Raw genomic sequence first — 19,607 nt, 5'->3', positions numbered from 1 at the left:
ACAAAAATTGCTTTATTAAAAATAAGCTCGATGTGACAAGGGCGTTTTATAAAACTACCAAATAAAAAACTTAGGAGTGAACTTAAATGACTAACACAAGTAAAGAAATGAAGTTTGGTTTATTTTTCCTGAACTCAATTCCACCGACGAAAACTGACGCTGAAGAGCTGAATGACGGGTTGGAACAAATTAAAATGGCAGATGAATTAGGCTATGAAGCGGCTTGGATTGCTGAACATAATGCACGTGCTTATGGTGTTGTAAGTAATACGGCTGTTTATTTATCAGCGGCAGCTGCAATCACTAAAAACATTAAGCTTGCTACAGGGGTAACACGTTTACCGCTGCACCATCCATTACAAGTAGCTGAAGATATGAACTTAGTAGATGTTATCAGTAATGGCCGACTTTATTTAGGTGTAGGTAAGGGCTACGATAAGCTGGAGTTTGATGCATACAATATCGACTTTGATGAAAGACATGCTAAATATTTGGAATCTTTGGATATTTTAAAAGCGGCAATCCAGTCTGAGCGCGTAACTTACTCTGGTCAGTTCTACAATATTAACAACATTCCGGTATATCCGCGTCCGATTCAAAAAGATGGTCCGCCTATTTTTGTAATGGTATCGGGAAATGATGCATCGATGATCAATGCAGCTGAACAAGGGCATTCTTTCATGCTTGGCGGTATCACGAATGAAGATACAAAACATAAAATTAAGCTGTACCGTGAATCGGCACTGAATTCGGGGCTTTCTGAAGAATATGTTGAAAGCGCTATCTCGCGTTCTGGAAAGCTATTATTCTGTTATGTTGCTGAAACGACAGAACAGGCACAAAAAGAGTACCGTGCTGGACTTGAGTGGTATATGAGCGAACGTGATAACCGTCCGACGTTCGGTGTTATTGACCGTGAACGTAACGTTGATTATGATCGTTTCCTGCAATCAGAAAATACGTTAGTCGGTTCACCTGAAAAAGTAGTTGAAGATATTGAGCGTTTCAGAAAAGAAACTGGACTAAACAATATTATTTTATGGATGAATATTGGCGGTCAGCCTCAAGAACAAGTGCTGAAATCTATGAATCTATTCGCGGAAAAAGTAATGCCTCATTTTAACGGAGCAAAGGTGGAACAATTGAATTCGTAAATATTTAATAACAAGGGGGAAAAGGGATGAAAACACGTAAGTTAGGAATGTATCTTTCGGGGGCAATGTTATCAATTTTATTAGTAGGCTGCAGCAGTGCAGACGCTGGATCTGATTCAGATGTATATGAATTCGATACAAACTTCTCGGCTTCGGCATCAAGCGATTTCATTAAGCAAGTAGCAGAACCTTGGGCGGAATATATAGAAGAAAAAACGGATGGGCGTTTAAAAGCGAATGTTTATTCTGGTGCAGCACTAGGCTCTCTAAGTTCTGGTTATGCGGATATTGAAGCAGGTGTATATGATGCAGGATTCATTATTCCGGGGTTACACGCGGATACGGATGTATTCCCGACAACAATTGGAGATATTCCGTTCTTACTGCAATCTCCGGATTTAGTTCCTGAAGTAATGGGACCATTTATTGAAAAGTACGGTATGGATATTTCGGATGATGTAACGTATTTAGGTGTTACATCAACAGATGCCTACCAGATTTTCGGTGAAGAGCCTCTTAAATCTGTAGCCGATTTAAAAAACAAGAAAGTTTCGGATAGTGTTGCAGGACGTATTGAATTACTGAAAACATTAGGCGCAGTGCCGGTTTCAATGTCGAATGCGGATCTTTACGAAGCATTGGAACGTGGAATTACGGATTATGCTGTTTACACGGGTGTTGGTGCAATCGGTTACAAATTCGATGAAGTTACGAAATGGATGACGAAAGCGGACGTAGCTGTAAGTGTAATGCCGTTCTATATTAATACAGACTTTTTAAATTCTCTTCCTGAAGATTTACAGGAATTAATGATTAATGACCTTGGACCAAAATTCAATGAGCTTTGCACAGAAATGTATATTAATACAGCTGTGAAAAATATCGCGAAGTACGAAGAATTAGTTGCTAAAAATGGCGGCGGTGTTTACGAGCCTACTGAACAGGAGTTTGCTGAATGGAAAGCTCCGATCAAAAAACAAATGGAAGATTGGGCAGCTGAAGCGACAAAACGTGGATATGATGGTCAAGCAATGGTCGATTACTATACGGAATTGCTGGAGACTGCAGGGGTAGACGTTCCTAAGTAATCCTAATAGGGGTAAAAGCTTTGAATTTGCTTTTACCCTTCTTACTAAAAAGGAGGGGTAATCATGGCATTTTTTGATAAATTTGCGAAAGGCTTTTCCATGGCTGTTGCTTACATTGCTTACATATCGCTGACGTTGATGATGCTTTTCGTTGGAGTAGCTGCAGTTGCGCGTGCACTTCATAAACCGATCATTGGGGATATCGAAATTGTACAGTTAGGGATGGTTATTTTAATTGCCGGTGCACTGGCCTACACAGAGTATAAAAATGGGCATGTGGAAGTTGGAATTATAGTAGACCATTTTCCTTCTACAATACAGAAAATATTAAATATCTTCTCTCTTATTCTTACAGTAATCTTTAGTCTTACGGTTGCGTATGCGTTCTACACAAAATTTGATGCGCAGCACTCATCAGTATTGCTTGGATATAAATTTTATCCGTTGAAAATATTGCTGATTATCGGTTTTATCGCCTGGGCTTTAATGGCTCTTCAAAAGATTACAGTACTGTTGAGGATGAAAGGTTACGAAAAATGGGAGGAATAGAAGGGGGTATTCGATGAGTCCGGAAACTGTCGGTGTATTGGTTATCATTTCAGTATTTATATTAATGTTTTTGCGTGTTCCAATTGTATTGTCGATGGCTATGCCCGCCTTTTTTGCCATTATGTATTTAAAAAATGAAAAGGTATTGTTCACAGCTATTGAAAGTATTGCATGGGACCGCAGTTACAACTATACATTAAGTACTATCCCGCTATTTGTATTAATGGGACAATTTTTATTCCAAGCAGGATTTACCGATGAATTATTTGCGACATTCCGCAAGTTTTTCGGACGTATACGAGGCGGATTAGGTTTAGCAACAATTGCTGCATCAGCTGTTTTCGCTTCTTCTTCTGGATCTAGTTTAGCGACAACGAGTACGATTGGACTAGCTGCAGCAAAAGAGATGGAAAAAGCCAATTATTCAAAAGTATTGTCGGGTGGGTCCATCGTTGCTGGTGGTACGCTCGGGATTCTTATTCCGCCAAGTACGATGTTCATTATTTATGGTGTGATTACAGAGCAGTCCATCGGGAAACTATTAATTGCCGGAATCATTCCAGGTATTTTACTCACGTTATTTTTCGGATTGACAATTCTACTTATGACAAAAATTCGACCGGAAATGGGTGGGGACAAGTTAGACGAACCTGTTCCACTTAGAGAAAAACTACTCGCTTTAAAAGTGAATATATGGATTATATTATTATTCATCGTAGTAATGGGCGGAATTTACGCTGGATTCTTTACAGCAACGGAAGCAGCAGGTATTGGGGCTTTCGGATCCTTTATTATCGCTTTACTCCGTAAAAAACTGACACTTGCAAAATTCTCGGATGCAATTTTCGGTACATTAAAAACGACTGGTTTCATTTTCGCAATTGTTATCGGTGCATTCCTGCTGAACTATGTATTGACGATTACACGGGTTCCGAACTTATTGGCAGACTTCCTGTTCTCTGCTAATCTATCGCCTTTTGTATTCTTCCTGCTCATGATTTTAATGTATCTGATTCTAGGAGCTATTATGGACACATTAGCGATGATTGTAGTAACGATTCCAATACTTCTTCCGACATTAATTGCCTATGATTTCAACTTAATCTGGTTTGGGGTTATTATTGTATTACTAGTAGAAGTAGCATTGATTTCACCACCTGTCGGCATGAACTGTTTCGTACTGAGAGGTGTTGTGAAGGAACTGGATTTAGGAAGCATATTTAAAGGAGCTTTTATTTTCGTAATTCCGATTGTTACGTTAATTTTCGTCCTTTATGCATTCCCGGAAATTGCTACATTTTTACCTGATTTAGTTAAAGGATAGGGGGGAATGATTTGAAGGTCAATTCGGTTTTGGGAGAGCTTCATATTGATGACCTGGGCTACACTTTAGTACATGAGCATATGCGGACAAGGTCAGAAGCGGTGGCTGTACAATTTCCACACCTGTATGATGAGCAGGAGGAATTTGAATTAGCGAAAAAGCAAGTGCTTGGAGCGAAAGCTTACGGCGTGAAAACAATTTTCGATCCGACTGTTATGGGGCTTGACCGTGATGTAAAACTAATGGAGAAAATCTCAAAAGAAACAGGTGTTCAAATTATTGCTGCAACTGGAGTTTATACATTTGATACTTTGCCTACCCGGTTTGCCGTGAATGATGTTGATTTTCTGGCAGAGCAATTTATCAGAGATATTGAAGTAGGCATCCAAAATACACCGATTAAAGCGGGTTTCCTGAAATGCGCAACCGATGTACAAGGAATTACGCCTGGTGTAGAAAAGGTTATCCGAGCAGTAGCTAGAGCACATCTGCAAACAGGAAAGCCAATTATGACGCATTCGCACCCGGCAACGGAAACGGGATTGAGACAAATTGAGATCTTTGAACAAGAAGGCGTCGATTTATCAAAAGTACTCATCGGACATTGTGGCGATACGGATAATATTGACTATATTCAAAGAGTACTAGATTATGGCGTGTTTATCGGGATGGACCGCTATGGTATTTCAAGAGTGCTTTCAACACAAAAGAGGAATGAAACAGTACTCCAGCTGTTGGATAAAGGGTATGAAAATCGCATTTTCCTGTCACAGGATTATTGCTGTACAACGGATATGTACAAACCGAATGATTTGAAAAAGCCTGTTCATCCAGACTGGTCCATGACCTATTTACTCGAAACAGTGATTCCGATGTTAAAAGAGCATGGGGTGACAGATAAACAGCTCGAGACAATTATGGTGGACAATGTAAAAAGATGGTTCAAAGCTATTTAGTTATTCACTTTTATGTAATAAAATTAGTAAAATAGATTTAATTAGAACAGCCTAAACGTTGATTTTACAGCGTTTAGGCATTTTTTATTTCTAGTATAATGATAGATTAATTGCAATATGTCCCGATAATTATAAATGAAAGATAGAAATTTCTTGTTATACTATAGAGAGGGGATCCGAAAGAAATGTTATAACACCTAGTGAAACGGGGGAGAAAACTATTGTTAAAATTATTGGTTTCAGGTTCTTATCCGTTAGTTGATTATGTAAAAGATGAAATTCAAAAACGCCGGGACAGTGTACAAAATTTGGTTGTACAAGAAGTGAGCTCATTACATATTTTAAATCACCCGAATTATATTAATAATGACGATATTTTAATTTGCGGAGTAGTGCTGGCGGAACGTTTAAAAAAATTGAATGTACGCGGCTATATCGTTCCGTTACGTGTTCAGACACAAGACTTTATAAAAGCATTAATGGAAGCTTCGAAGTATTCGAAAAAAGTATGTGTCGTCAATTATTATAAAGAATTTATAAACGAAGATAAAAATTATAATGAAGTGAAGTTAAAAGAAATACTCGGATTAAATATCGAGCAGCATGTTTACACTTCGGCTGAAAATGCGGAAGAAGTCGTAAAAGAATTAAGTAAAGATACACAAAACGTCATTATTGGTTCAGGGCTAATTGTTAATTTGGCAAAGAAGCATGGCATGAAGGGAATCTTATGGTATGACCAGGAAACGATCCAATTGGCGGTCGGGATTGCTTTTGATATTTTAAGAGCAAAAGTGCTGGAGAGAAGTAATCAGAAGCGCCAAAGCATTGTAATGGAAAATTTCCATGACGGGATCATCAGCTTGAATCAAATGAACCGCATCATTAATATCAATCAGGCGGCAATTAAAATTCTGGAATTGGAACAGGACAAGAACTACGAGTCGAATTATATTTCAGAAATTTTAGATAAAGGTGAACTGCTGGAAGAGATTTTATCCCCGAAAGAAGCAAAGGACAGTATTTTAAAATATAAAAACAAATCGCTTATGATGGATAAGCATATAATTCACGTCGATAAAACAGTTGACGGAAATATTATAATCTTATCCGATATTGAAGCGCTGCAGCAAAAAGAAAATAAAGTAAGAAGAAAGCTTAATAAAAAATACGAAGGCGCAATCTATACATTCGACGATATTATTGGCCAGAGTAACCAAACGATCAAAGCCAAAATGAAGGCTCAGAAATTTGCCAGAGCAGATGCGAATGTACTTATTTTAGGGGAATCAGGAACCGGAAAAGAATTATTTGCGCAAAGTATTCATAATGCCAGCAATCGATATAACCAGCCATTTATTGCAGTAAACTGCGCAGCCATTCCGGAAAATTTATTGGAAAGCGAGTTTTTTGGCTATAGCGAGGGAGCATTCACAGGAGCGATTAAAGGCGGGAAACCCGGTCTGTTCGAAATCGCCCATAATGGAACATTGTTTTTAGATGAAATCGGTGAACTGCCTTTAAGTATGCAAGCTAAACTGTTGCGCGTATTGCAGGAAAAAAATGTACGCCGTGTCGGAGCTTCAACATCTGTACCTGTCGATGTACGTATTATTTCCGCAACGAATGTTAACTTAATCGAAGGTGTAAGATCCAAAGAATTTAGAATGGATTTATATTACCGGATTGCGGTTCTTAATTTATTTTTACCGGATTTAAACAAGCGCAAAGAGGATATCGGATTACTGTTACGTAATTACACGAATAAAAACTATAAGGGACTAAGCCCTATAATTGATAAATATTTCGATTCATTAGTTTCTATATTGGAAAGCCATAGTTGGGAAGGAAACGTAAGGGAATTCGAAAATACAATTGAAAGGCTGTTTGCATATATTGGTTCGGACAATGAAATTGAAGAAAATCTCATCATCGAATACTTAGAAGAATCAATAAAAGAAAATGAATACTTACTATATGAAACACAATCGATTAATGAAACGTTTCAGCAAACAATGAAAGAAATTGAAGTGCTGAAAATCAAAGAAATTCTCGAACAGACAAACGGGAATAAAAAAGAAGCAGCCGATATACTCGGAATTAGTAGAAGTACGCTGTGGAGAAAAATGAATGAATTCAATTTGAAATAATATAGAAGACTCTCTAGTGGAATGACACTGGAGAGTTTTTTTGTTGAAACTAATTCGTTTCAATTATGAAACACAATGAAATGAGGATGCATAAGTTCTTTATTTATAAGCGGTCTATAAAGGGGGAGAACGAAAAAAACAAAAGAAAAAACAGGTTTTTGCAGAAAAAATGATGTTTGGCACGCGTTTTGCTTTATAGAAAGTGTAACCAATAAATATATGATGCAGATGAAAGGTGTGTTAGCCATCGTGACAAATGAAGTGTTGACGTTAAATAATTTAGATGCATTATTTAATCCAAAAAGTATTGCGATTATCGGGGCATCTCCTGATTTGAAAAAAATTGGAGGCAGACCTTTAAGCTATCTACAAAACTACGGATATAAAGGCGACGTTTATCCAATCAACCCGAAGTATGACGAGATTAATGGTTTAACATGCTATCACGACATTTTAAGTGTAGAAAACTCAGTGGATGTTGCCATCATCGCATTACCGAGTTCTGCCGTTATTGAAAACCTGGAAAAGTGTGCAAAGCAAGGGGTAAAATCCGTTGTCATTTTCAGTGCAGGCTTTGGAGAAATCGGTCATGAAGGTGAACTGGAACAGCAAAAAATTGTACAAATCGCCAAGCAATACGGCATCCGAGTACTCGGTCCAAACTGTCTCGGATTGTTCAACGTTCAATTAGGATTTTACGGCACATTTTCAACAATTATTGAAGATGAAAAACCGCTGGACAGTAAAATCGGGTTTGTCAGTCAAAGCGGTGCATTCGGTTCCCACGTTTTTACACTGGCAAGACAGCAAAATATCGGATTCAGCTATTTTATCGCAACAGGAAATGAGGCAGATGTGGATGTAGCCGATTGTATTGAATATTTGGCGACAGATCCAAACACAAATGTCATTGCCTGCTATATTGAAGGCGTAAAAGACGGAAATAAACTGATCAATGCGTTCAAGCTTGCAAAAGAAAATAATAAGCCTGTTATCGCACTGAAGGTTGGCACGACGGAAGTTGGAATGAAAGCGGCCATGTCGCATACCGGTTCAATCGTTGGTTCGGATGCTGTTTTCGATACAGTATTCAGTCAAAGCGGTGTTTACCGTGCAACGACAATCGATGAATTTTTGGATGTTACATATGTCGCTTCCCAACTGCCACCACCAAAAGGAAACCGGGCAGCAGTGTTTACGATTTCCGGAGGTGTAGGAATTATGCTGGCAGATCAGCTGGCAGAACGCGGCTTTACATTGCCTGAAACACCGGATGATGTTAAAGAAAAATTAAAGGTGATATTGCCGATTGCAGGCACGCAAAATCCGATTGATACGACAGCCCAAATTTCGTATATCCCGACATTGCTTGAGGATTTTATTGATGCTGTACTATCGAGCGGCTCCTATGATACGGCCATTATTTTCTTAGGGTTTGCAGGATTAAAGCATGATTCGATTAAAGAACGAATTGAAACATTGAGAAGGATGAAGGATAAATTCCCGCATATCCCTCAAATAACGGTCACAATCAATAGTCCGCAATCGAGCCTGGCATTCAGGGAAGCAGAAGTACCGGTAATTCAGGATCCGACGAGAGCTGTCATTGCGTTAAGGGCAATGAAGGATTTTGGTGAATTTAACAGTGGAAATTTTGAAGAAGTAGTCCCGAATATGAATGCCGATTTAACAGGGCTTAGCGGTGATTTAACAGAATATACGAGCAAAAAGTTCCTACAGCAGTTTGATTTGCCGATTACGAAAGAACAGCTTGTCAAAACCGAGCAGGAAGCGATCGAAATAATAAAGGATTTCCAATACCCGCTTGTGCTAAAAGGGATGTCCCCGCAAATATTGCACAAAACGGACAAAGGGCTTGTCAGTCTGAACATTACATCAGAAGAACAGGTAATCGAAGAATTTAATAAATTAAAAGCCATTATCGAAGAAACGCCAAACGCAACTTTCGAAGGGATATTGATCCAGGAAATGATTAAAGGCGACTTTACCGAAATGTTTGTCGGCTCAAAGCGTGATCCGATTTTCGGTCAGATGGTCATTGTCGGTCTTGGCGGTATTTATATCGAAGTATTAAAAGACATTTCAATGCGAAAGGCACCTGTTTCCATTGAACAGGCGAAAGAAATGATTGAAGAGCTCAGTGCAAGTCAGGTACTGCAAGCATACCGCGGGAAAAAAGCACGTGATATCGATGCATTAAGCAAGTTGATTTCCGACTTCAGTAAAGTAATTGCAACAGTTGAAGATGATATTCTGGAAGCGGATTTAAATCCCGTTATGGTTTTCGATGAAGGTCACGGAGTTAAAATTGCGGACGGCTTAATTACGCTTAAAAACTAGTAAACTAATAAATTACGTTAATAGAGGAGAGAACAGTTATGGATTTTCGTATACCGGAAGACACACAAGAAATTATCGGTGCATTAAAGCAATTTGTGGAGAAAGTAGTTATCCCTTTAGAGGAAGCAAATCGTGATGTTTTATATAACTCGCGAAACTATTACTTAGAAGATGGCCGCCGTTCCCCGAAGGTGGAGGAACTGCGAAAAACTGTACGAATGGAATCGGCAAGAGCCGGGTTTTATACAATGTTCGGCGATAAAGAGCTTGGCGGTGAACAATTAGGACCGGTTACATCTTTACTTGTAGCGGAAGCACTGAACAAATTGTATCCAAACCGAAAATTAATCGAGCATGTCATTATCCCTTCACCTTTCACAAACGGATTGACGCCTGTATTGACAGGACTGCAGCCTGCGCTGAAGGAAAAATATTTGCCGGGTATTGCGAGCGGTGAAAAAACACTTTGCTTTGGTTTAACAGAACCAGATGCCGGGTCGGACGTTTGGGGAATTAAAACACGTGCTGTAAAAGACGGCGACACATGGGTGATCAATGGTGCGAAACAATGGATTTCACATGCTGCGCACTCCGATTACTGTATGTTATTTGCAGTGACAAATCCTGAACTTGTCGCACAGCGAAAAGGCGGTATCTCTTGTTTCTTCGTTGAAACAGGCTGGGAAGGATTCAATGTCGATTCAGTTATTCCGACAATGGGTTCACTTGGCGGCGATGCAACGATTTTAAGTTTCGATAATCTACGCGTTCCTCATGAACATGTGATCGGCGAAGTAGACAATGGATTCACAAAAGCAATTCACGGTATTAATAACGGCCGATTAGGTATGAGCGGTAAATGTATCGGTTCAGCACAATGGGCATTAAAGAAAGCAGTAGAATACGCAAACATTCGTCAAACATTCGGTAAAAAAATTGGCGAACACCAAATGATTCAAGTAATGTTGGCAGATTGTGCAATGGATATTTACGCAGCTCGCAATATGGCATTACACTGTGCATGGAAGATTGAAAATTCGGAAAAAACTCCGGCGAAAGAAATTTCAATGGTGAAAGCATATTGTACGGAAATGATGGGCCGTGTTTATGACAAAGCGATCCAAATTCACGGTGGCGTTGGTATTTCCAATGAACTGGAGCTTGAAGAAGGCTTCCGTTTAGCAAGAACACTTAGAATTCCTGACGGGACTTCGGAAATCCACCGTCGTACAGTAGCGAAAAGTCTGTTAAAAGGTGACTTGAATTTCAGCTAAAAAACATAGGAAAAGGGAGGCTTATACATGTCAAACGAAATCGTAAAAGAAAAGGCTGTATTAGTAGAAAAGAAAGGGAGAATTGCCTACGTCATTTTAAATCGTCCAGAGAAATTAAATGCATTGAACGCAGATTTATTCAGAGATTTGGATTATGCGCTTGATGATCTGGAACATGACGACAGTGTAAGCGTACTCATTATTAAAGGAAGCGGCCGTGCATTTAGTGTTGGTTATGACGTGGAAAAATACAAATCGCCATCTGTCATTGAAGACAAAAATAATCTGGAGCAATATACACGCAGATGGCTGCGTATTTGGGAATATCCGAAGCCGATCATTGCCCAAGTACATGGTTATGCCCTTGCTGGAGGTACACAGCTTCTTGCAAGCTGCGATATTGTTATTACCGATGAAGATACACAATTCGGGTTCCCGTCACTTCCGCTTGGCGGAGGTTTCGTAGGAATTTACTGGGGCTGGCATATCGGTCATCAGCGCGCTAAAATGCTCGACTTAACAGCAGGCAGCCGTATTTCAGGCCGTGAAGCGGAGCAGTACGGAATTGCGGCGAAATGTGTGAACTCAGGTGAACTGGAAGAGGAAACATTAAAAATCGCTAAAGGCATCGCGAAAACACCGCTCGATATTTTGAAACTGAAAAAGCAGGCGCACAACCGCATTATGGATCTACAAGGGTTCCGTACAGGGGTCATGTTCGGTCCTGAGCAAGATGCAATTATCCATACAGCAGACGGCATCAAGCTTGTTCAGCAAAAGATTTCGGAACTTGGCTTAAAAGGAGCCATCCAGTGGTTTAATGAGCAGGAAGTTTAAGCATTTTCAAATTTCCTCACTTTCTTTGCAAAGGAGAATTTTATGCGCTTTCAGCAAAAGGTAGTCCTGATAACGGGCGGGGCGAATGGAATCGGTGCCAAAACGGCCTCTTTGTTGGCACAGGAAGGGGCACAGCTTGTACTGCTCGACTGGAATGAAACGAAGCTTGAAGAAACAGCCGGGCAGTTGCGCAATGCGGATGTGGAAGTGCTGACATTCAAAGTTGACATTACTAACAAAACGCTCGTAAACGAAGCCGTATCAAAAGCGATCGCCCATTTTAAGAAAATCGATATTTTAATTAACTGTGTCGGTATTTTACAAGACAATCTGCTGCCGAATTTGAAAGAAGAAGAATGGGATGCTGTCATTGACATTAATTTAAAAGGGGCTTTCCTCATTACACAGGCTGTAGCTCCTTATATGGTGGAACAAAACAGCGGTAAAGTTGTCCTCATTTCTTCTCAGGCTGCACTGGGAGCTAAAGGACGAGTGAACTATGCAGCAGCAAAAGCAGGCATACAAGGAATGATACGCACATTGGCAATTGAATTAGGGCCAAACAATATTAATGTAAACGGCGTAGCACCCGGATTTATCGACACTGAGATGAGTGCCGTATCCGAAAGTCTTGCGAAAAATCGGGGAATTGAAGATTTCCAAAAAATGAAGCAGGCGATGATCAGTCAAAACCCGATTCGACGTACCGGTAAACCGGAAGATATCGCCTACACAATATTGTTTTTAAGTTCCGATGAAGCGAGCTACATTACAGGCCAGACGATTTATGTAACAGGTGCTCCATAAAAGAGGTGAATCAGATGAAAATCTTAAGCATTAGCGGCACTTTAGTCGGTTCAAAAACGAGCTTATTAACAAAAAAGCTCTCTGAAGATTTGCAGCATAAAATACAGAATGCCGAAATGGAATTTCTCGATTTAAGAGATGTTCAGCTAGAATTTTGCGCAGGTAAACCAATCGATCAATACAATGAGGATACGCAAAAAGTAATCGGAAAAATCGCGGAGGCAGATGCGTATATTATTGGAACGACGATCTTGCATGGCTCGATGCCGGGCGTTCTAAAAAATCTGTTTGAGCTCGTGCCGGTTGAACATTTTGCCGATAAATGTGTGTTATTTGCAGCTACAGGCGGAAACTCACTGCATTATCTTGCTATTGAAAGTTCGGTGAAGCCGGTTGCCAATTACTTAAAAATGTTTGTATTACCGGAATATATTTTTGCGACATCTTCGGACTTCAATGAGAAAAACGAACTGACGGACCAAGTTCAACAGGAAATGAACGGTATCCTGGAAAAGTATGCGATGTATATAAGCAAATTAATGAAATGAAGAAGAGGAGGAATAAATATGAATGAGGTACAGACAAATACAGAACAACTTTTTAAAGAGGTGATGGGCAGCTATCCTTCTGGTGTAACTGTTGTCACGACGGTAGATGCCAATAATCAACCGGTCGGGTTAACTGCCAATTCCTTTGTATCGGTTTCAATCGATCCATTACTGATTTTATGGTGTATCGATAAAAAATCAACAAGTTATGCAGCATTCGAACACTCCGACTATTTCACGGTAAATATTTTAGCGGCTGACCAGGGAGATGCTTGTTGGGCATTTGCCAGCAAAAAGGAGCCGGATCGCTTCAGTAAGTGTTCCTGGGAATTATCCGAAAATAAAGTGCCGGTCATTAAAGATGCTTTCGCTAATTTAGAGTGTAAAAAGTACAATGTCGTCGATGCTGGCGATCATTATATTTTAATCGGTCAAGTAGTAGATATTCATAAAACGGATAAAGAAGCAATGCTCTATTACAAACGAAATCTTGGTGCAGTTCCCGAATCATTTGGCAAATAAAAGGAGTGAGCTGATGAACCCAAATTACTCATACTGGAATGAAAAAATCGCTCACTATTTGGCTGAAGATCCAGAATTTCTGAACATTTACAAAAGCTTTACCGAAGCACCATGGAGGAACGGCCATCTGGATGATGTCACAAGAGAACTGATTAATATCGCGCTCAGTGCATCACCGACCCATTTGAATATGGCAGCAGCCCAACACCATATTCGCAAAGCGCTGCTATTAGGTGCCTCTAAAGAAGAAATTACCGAAGTATTGAAAGTTGTCAGCATTTTAGGTGTTCATACATGTGCTGTAGGCATACCGTTAATGATGAAACACTATACGAAATCAGAAGAAGAAAAGTCTGGTTATACAAAAGAACAGCAGGCGCTTAAAGATAAATTTATCGCCACAATGGGTTACTGGAATGATTTCAGGGATGATCTGATCCGTATGGATACTGAATATTTCGATGCGTATTACGAGTTTCTAACAATCCCAACGAGAAGAGGGATTTTGCAACCGAAATTAATCGAATTCATTTACATTGCGATTGATTCATCGACAACCCATCTGTTTGAAAAAGGCATTGAAGTGCACTTGAAAAATGCCATCAAGTACGGTGCAACACAAGGTGAACTGCTTGAAGTATTTCAATTAACGTCAGCTATTGGTTTTCATACATTGCTGGACACATTACCGATTCTTGAAGAGGAAGTAAAAGAATCGGCGCTTAGCAAAAAATAATTGGCTTTAAATTTGCCTATTCATTTTCCCCGAATGACAGGCAAAAGATTTATATTGGATTCCCCTTGAAAATATAAAATGAAAAGCAAAATGACTCGGCAAAACGTGTGAAATCAAAGTGTGACGTACTTATTAAAAAGTGACGTGAAGTGGTAAGCGGATTCACTTAATCAATCCCCTAGTTAAGTGAACACGGATTATCATACACCTTACTTTTTAATAAAAACTCCCTATCTATCAACTAACAATAGATAGGGAGTTTATTTAAAAGAATGGCTGTTTACGATGAGGATTTTACATGATCTGCTGTTGTTATTTCAATGCTGTCTTGATTGCTAATGATCTTCAGCTCATTTTGTTCCAGTAAATAGTTTAAATAACTTAATGTTTGCATCACTTGTGTTTTAGCTTTTGCAATGTCCTTATTGTAAATGTCCTGAATAATGGATGGGAAAGTTTTCGGTTTCTCGGATAAAAGGGCCGATAATTGCTGCAGCCTTTTTAAATGCTTATTGCGGTTTGTCTCGATCAAGGCGTTAAAGTTTTCAATATTGTCGCCGTGTCCCGATAAAACAAGATTACATGAGAAATCTTTAATTTTATCCAAAGAATGAAAATAACTTTTTAAAGGATTGAAATGATCTTTTTCAATAATTAGGACAGGATTGAAATCCCCGATTAAATGGTCGCTCGCGAAAAGTACAGACGAAGCTTTATCGTAAAAACAGTACAGATCGTTCGAATGTCCAGGGGTTGCGATCGCTTGGAAGATGGAAGAACCGATGCGGATAGTATCGCCGTCTTCAAATGTTTCATCGATTTCAAAATCATGAGCCTGTTGCTCATCAATCAAATGTTTAGGTGAGTACGGATAAACATAGCCATATTGGGCAGCAGCATCTATTAAACCAGTATTTTTCGGGCTATTTTTTAAAGCTACTAGTTTTTCTTTACTATGTTGTGATGCAATGATTTTTACATCGGTTAATTGCTGTAAATAGTGGCAGCAACCGATATGGTCGGTATGTGTGTGGGAGAGCAGAATATGGGATATGGGCTTTTCTAATTGATTGATTAATTGTTTCCAGAAAAGCAGGGTTTCTTCATTATTTTCCCCTGTATCGATAAGCAGGTAGGAGTGTTCCTGTTCGATTAAATAACAGTTCACTTCCGAATTGTATATACACGGTAATGTTATTTTGGAAATAGTATTCGTAAGTTGTTTAATCATTTACTACACCTCTTTTGGGATGAATGAAAAGTACAATTCTTTTTATTATTATACATAAATTGTGCTTGATGTACCGTTTATTCTCAAAAAAAGGTAAGTACAAATTTACGGATTTAATAATAGATGCAAAAAATTAAACGTTAGAGGAGAGATTAGGATGGATTTTAAATTAAGTGAAGATATCGAGCTATTACGCGAAGGGGTTCGTAAATTTATATATGAAGAAGTAGAGCCGGTTGCAATGGAAATTGAAGAAAACGACCAGATTCCGGAACATATTGTTGAAATGTCAAAGGATATGGGGCTGTTCGGTTTAAGCATTCCGGAGCAGTATGGCGGACTTGAACTCGATATGGTCGGAAAGTGTGCCATTTTTGAAGAAATCGGAAAAACGCATAACGGCTATACAACGTTAATCGGGGCCCATAACGGCATCGGCAGTGTAGGAATTATCGAACTCGGAAACGAGCAGCAAAAGCAGAAGTATCTTCCTAAAATGGCGACTGGTGAATGGATTGGAGCATTTGCTTTAACAGAACCGACAGCCGGATCGAATGCATTAAGCATGAAAACGACAGCTGTCAGAAAAGGCGATAAATATATTTTAAATGGTTCAAAACATTATATTACGAATGCAGTCGATGGACATGTTTTTACCGTAATGGCGGTAACGGACCGTGAAAAAGGTGCAAAGGGTATTACATCATTCATCGTGGAAAAGGATATGCCAGGGTTTGTCCTCGGTGCAGTAGAAAACAAAATGGGCTTGCGTGGTTCCCATTCGGCCGAGCTGTTCTTCGATAACTTGGAAGTGCCGGCGGAAAACGTGCTAGGTGAAGAAGGCATGGGCTATGTCAATGCACTGAAAATTTTAGCAAACGGCCGTGCAGGATTAGCTGCCCGTAACTTAGGATCATGCGAGAAATTATTGGAACATTCAATCAGCTATGCCCATGAGCGTGAACAATTCGGTCAGCCGATCATCGAGTTCCAGGCAGTTCAGCATATGCTAGCTGAAATGAGTATGCAAACAGAAGCATTACGTGCATTAACATATAAAGTCGCATGGCAGACAGACCAAGGAGTTCGAAATGTAAAAGAGTCGGCAATGGTCAAACTGTTCGCTTCGGAAGTTTACAACAAAGTAGCGGATCTTGCTGTACAAATTCACGGTGGAATGGGTTATGTAAGAGATTATCCGATCGAACGCTATTACCGCGATGCACGAATTACGAAAATTTATGAAGGTACATCGGAAATCCAGAAAAATATTATTAGCGGCGAACTGCGCAGAGCATTTAAAGGCAGTAAGTTAGCTGTAAGATAATTGATTATGCAGCAAAGAACAGGAGAGATCACGTGAGACTACCATTGGAAGGATTTAAAGTACTGGATTTGTCCCGGACACTGGCAGGACCTTATGCCACGATGATGCTGGCCGATATGGGAGCGGATGTCATCAAAGTGGAAGAACCGTCTTCTGGCGACGAATCAAGAAGATTTATACCACCAAAGTGGAATGATGAAAGCTGCTACTACTTAGCGGCTAATCGCAATAAAAGAGGGATAACGGTCAATTTAAAATCTCCGGAAGGCATTGAGATCATTAAAGAGCTCGTAAAGGACGCAGACGTTCTAGTTGAAAATTTCCGGACTGGGACGATGGAAAAACTCGGCTTAGGTTATGAAACTTTAAAAGAAATTAACCCGAAGCTTGTATTTTGTTCCATTTCGGGATTCGGACGTACAGGGCCAGAAAAAGACCGCGCCGGCTACGATGTTCTGTTGCAGGCATTCGCGGGTCTGATGAGTATTACAGGTGAGGAGGACAGACCGGCTAAAGCAGGGATGTCCATTGCGGATTTAACGACAGGCATGTTTGCGGCATTTGGTATTGTCAGTGCGCTGCATGCATCAAAAAATACAGGGATCGGTCAGTACTTGGATATCAGTTTACTCGATAGCCAAGTGGCGCTATTAAATCATATGGCAGTCGGCTACATGGCGGAAGGTACGTACCCGAAACGAATGGGCACTGCACATGGTTCACTCGTACCGTATCGGGCATTCAAGACAGGCGATAATGATGTCGTCATCGCGGTTGCAAATGATGGTCTATGGAATAAAATGTGCACAGCATTGGGATGGATAGATATGGAAAACGAGGAGAAATTCAAGCTGAATGCTGATCGTGTGAAATACCGTGATGAACTGGAAACATTGATTCAGGAACGTTTCCTTCAAATGTCCAGTGAAGAAATTACAGGAAAACTCGATCGTGCAGGGGTGCCGTGTGGTCCAATTCAAACAATTGATCAAGTATTAAAGCACCCGCAAGTCATTGCACGTGAAATGATGATCGATATTGAGCATCCGAATGTGCCGAACTTAAAAGTACCTGCATTTCCGGTGAAATTTTCGGAAACGAAGCCACAAGTCAGATATGCCCCTCCATTATTGGGAGAGCATTCGGAAGAAGTATTGCGCAGTCTCGGATACAGTGATGAAAAAATCAGAGAGCTCATTGAAAACAAAGTAATTTAATAATCTGCTACGAATGGAAAGGTGGAAAAGGTATGTATGTTAACGGTGAATGGATTCAAACGGATTCTATTTTGGAAGTGCTTAATCCTGTAGATGGTCAAAAGGTAGGAGAAGTTTTTCAAGTTGGAAGCGAAGAAACAAAAGAAGCGATCGATGCAGCTAGCGAAGCGTTCAAACAATGGTCGAAGCTAACGGCAGACACGCGCGCCAATTACTTGCATAAACTGGCGGACCAACTTGTTGAACGAAAAGAACACTTTGCCCAAATCATTACGAAGGAAATGGGTAAACCGATTGTCAATGCACGCTACGAAGTGGATAGCGCGGTATCTTACTTCAAATGGTTTGCTGAAGAAGCGCGTCGTGTATATGGAGAAATTATCCCGAGTCCTGTACCGAACAAACGAATTTCTGTCATTAAACAACCATTAGGCGTAGTTGCGGCAATTACTCCGTGGAACTTCCCACTATCGATGGTTGCACGGAAACTGGGGCCGGCATTGGCAGTAGGTTGCACAGTCGTACTTAGACCTTCAAGGGAAGCACCATTATCTTCACTGGAACTTATCAGATTAATGGATGAGATTGGTTTTCCGAAAGGTGTCGTCAATTTACTGATCGGCGGAACTAACGATATTGTAAATCCGATTATGGAAAGCAAAACGGTAAGAAAGATCACGTTTACCGGCTCAACGGATGTCGGCAAAATCCTTGTAAAGCAGGCGGCTGATACGTTAAAGAGAGTTTCGATGGAGCTTGGCGGACATGCACCTTTTATTGTGTTTGAAGATGCCGATCTTGATCTCGCGGTTGAAGGAGCTATTAAAAGTAAATTCTCATCTGCAGGACAGCAATGTGTTTGTTCGAACCGCATTTATGTCCATGAAACGATCTATGATGAGTTTGCCCGTAAATTTACGGAGCGTTCAGAAGCACTTGTTGTCGGTGACGGCATTGATGAATCAACGAATATCGGTCCTTTAGTAAACGACGCGGCAGTTGAAAAAGTAGATAGCCAAGTACAGGATGCAGTTGCTAAAGGCGCATTAGTGCTGTGCGGCGGCAATAACTACAATGAGGGAACACTTTCGAAAGGAAGTTTCTATGCACCGACCGTACTTGGTAATGTAACTGAAGAAATGGTCATCACTTATGAGGAAACATTCGGACCTGTTGCACCGCTTATTAAATTCAGCGACGAAGATGAAGTGATCCAAAAAGCGAATGATATTGAATACGGACTAGTGGCTTACTTCTATACAAATGATGGCTCCCGTGTGCACCGTGTAGCAGAAAAACTGGAATACGGAATGGTCGGCATTAATGATGCGGCACCATTTACAGCCCAGGCACCGTTCGGAGGCATTAAAGAAAGCGGTTCCGGCAGAGAAGGCGGCAGACAAGGAATCGAGGACTATATCGATATTAAAACGGTTTCCCACCAGATCCAATTATAAATAATTTTTACTCAATCAAGGCGGGGCTGCATAATAGGGCGCTCCGCTTCGATTATACAGAAGTTGATA

17 protein-coding genes are annotated in these 19,607 nt (G+C 40.2%); 16 read left to right on the top strand and 1 reads right to left on the bottom strand.

Going from position 1 to position 19,607, the window contains the following annotated elements:
* Positions 1 to 86: 86 nt before the first annotated feature.
* The 13 genes from B5473_RS07320 to B5473_RS07260 all read left to right on the top strand — a co-directional run bounded on the left by B5473_RS07320 (position 87) and on the right by B5473_RS07260 (position 14,306).
* Entirely contained in the window at positions 87 to 1,154 is a 1,068-nt protein-coding gene (locus B5473_RS07320; RefSeq protein WP_079524273.1) for an LLM class flavin-dependent oxidoreductase, read from the top strand.
* A gap of 26 nt (positions 1,155 to 1,180) precedes the next feature.
* Positions 1,181 to 2,242, top strand: a complete 1,062-nt coding sequence (gene dctP, locus B5473_RS07315; RefSeq protein ID WP_079524272.1) for a TRAP transporter substrate-binding protein DctP — start codon at positions 1,181 to 1,183, stop codon at positions 2,240 to 2,242.
* A 63-nt stretch (positions 2,243 to 2,305) separates the two neighbouring features.
* Positions 2,306 to 2,791, top strand: coding sequence for a TRAP transporter small permease (locus tag B5473_RS07310; protein WP_079524271.1), 486 nt, complete (start codon positions 2,306 to 2,308; stop codon positions 2,789 to 2,791).
* 13 nt (positions 2,792 to 2,804) lie between these two features.
* Positions 2,805 to 4,115, top strand: a complete 1,311-nt coding sequence (locus B5473_RS07305) for a TRAP transporter large permease (protein ID WP_079524270.1) — start codon at positions 2,805 to 2,807, stop codon at positions 4,113 to 4,115.
* 11 nt (positions 4,116 to 4,126) lie between these two features.
* Positions 4,127 to 5,071, top strand: a complete 945-nt coding sequence (locus B5473_RS07300) for a phosphotriesterase family protein (RefSeq protein WP_079524269.1) — start codon at positions 4,127 to 4,129, stop codon at positions 5,069 to 5,071.
* 221 nt (positions 5,072 to 5,292) lie between these two features.
* On the top strand, positions 5,293 to 7,221 hold the full coding sequence (locus B5473_RS07295) for a sigma 54-interacting transcriptional regulator (protein ID WP_176142049.1): 1,929 nt from the start codon (positions 5,293 to 5,295) through the stop codon (positions 7,219 to 7,221).
* A gap of 219 nt (positions 7,222 to 7,440) precedes the next feature.
* Positions 7,441 to 9,582 (top strand): acetate--CoA ligase family protein, encoded by a 2,142-nt coding sequence (locus tag B5473_RS07290; RefSeq protein WP_079524267.1) that lies wholly within the window; start codon positions 7,441 to 7,443, stop codon positions 9,580 to 9,582.
* Between the two features lie 38 nt (positions 9,583 to 9,620).
* The gene (locus B5473_RS07285) at positions 9,621 to 10,856 is read left to right on the top strand and encodes an acyl-CoA dehydrogenase family protein (RefSeq protein ID WP_008406097.1); all 1,236 of its coding nucleotides are present in this window, start codon (positions 9,621 to 9,623) and stop codon (positions 10,854 to 10,856) included.
* 27 nt (positions 10,857 to 10,883) lie between these two features.
* The gene (locus B5473_RS07280; protein ID WP_008406096.1) at positions 10,884 to 11,693 is read left to right on the top strand and encodes an enoyl-CoA hydratase-related protein; all 810 of its coding nucleotides are present in this window, start codon (positions 10,884 to 10,886) and stop codon (positions 11,691 to 11,693) included.
* Between the two features lie 42 nt (positions 11,694 to 11,735).
* A complete protein-coding gene (locus B5473_RS07275; protein WP_079524266.1) occupies positions 11,736 to 12,500 on the top strand; it encodes an SDR family NAD(P)-dependent oxidoreductase in 765 nt (254 codons plus the stop codon).
* Positions 12,501 to 12,514: 14 nt separating this feature from the next.
* Positions 12,515 to 13,048: an NADPH-dependent FMN reductase gene (locus B5473_RS07270; protein WP_079524265.1), complete on the top strand. Its 534-nt coding sequence runs from the start codon at positions 12,515 to 12,517 to the stop codon at positions 13,046 to 13,048.
* An 18-nt stretch (positions 13,049 to 13,066) separates the two neighbouring features.
* Positions 13,067 to 13,570 (top strand): flavin reductase family protein, encoded by a 504-nt coding sequence (locus B5473_RS07265; protein WP_079524264.1) that lies wholly within the window; start codon positions 13,067 to 13,069, stop codon positions 13,568 to 13,570.
* A gap of 13 nt (positions 13,571 to 13,583) precedes the next feature.
* Positions 13,584 to 14,306 carry a carboxymuconolactone decarboxylase family protein gene (locus B5473_RS07260; RefSeq protein WP_079524263.1) on the top strand — a complete coding sequence of 241 codons (723 nt, stop codon included), beginning with the start codon at positions 13,584 to 13,586 and terminating at the stop codon, positions 14,304 to 14,306.
* A 280-nt stretch (positions 14,307 to 14,586) separates the two neighbouring features.
* Here B5473_RS07260 and B5473_RS07255 read toward each other — a convergent pair whose 3' ends face one another.
* Positions 14,587 to 15,537, bottom strand: coding sequence for an MBL fold metallo-hydrolase (locus tag B5473_RS07255; RefSeq protein ID WP_079524262.1), 951 nt, complete (start codon positions 15,535 to 15,537; stop codon positions 14,587 to 14,589).
* A gap of 157 nt (positions 15,538 to 15,694) precedes the next feature.
* Here B5473_RS07255 and B5473_RS07250 point away from each other — a divergent pair, with 157 nt between their 5' ends.
* From B5473_RS07250 to B5473_RS07240, 3 genes are read left to right on the top strand one after another with little or no spacing between them, the layout of a single operon-like run.
* Entirely contained in the window at positions 15,695 to 16,864 is a 1,170-nt protein-coding gene (locus tag B5473_RS07250) for an acyl-CoA dehydrogenase family protein (protein ID WP_079524261.1), read from the top strand.
* A 32-nt stretch (positions 16,865 to 16,896) separates the two neighbouring features.
* Positions 16,897 to 18,081 (top strand): CaiB/BaiF CoA transferase family protein, encoded by a 1,185-nt coding sequence (locus B5473_RS07245; RefSeq protein WP_079524260.1) that lies wholly within the window; start codon positions 16,897 to 16,899, stop codon positions 18,079 to 18,081.
* 32 nt (positions 18,082 to 18,113) lie between these two features.
* Positions 18,114 to 19,538 carry an NAD-dependent succinate-semialdehyde dehydrogenase gene (locus B5473_RS07240; protein ID WP_079524259.1) on the top strand — a complete coding sequence of 475 codons (1,425 nt, stop codon included), beginning with the start codon at positions 18,114 to 18,116 and terminating at the stop codon, positions 19,536 to 19,538.
* Positions 19,539 to 19,607 lie beyond the last annotated feature (69 nt).

Source organism: Solibacillus isronensis, assembly GCF_900168685.1.
Classification (GTDB): domain Bacteria; phylum Bacillota; class Bacilli; order Bacillales_A; family Planococcaceae; genus Solibacillus; species Solibacillus isronensis_A.
This window is presented reverse-complemented; position numbering and strand designations above follow the sequence as displayed.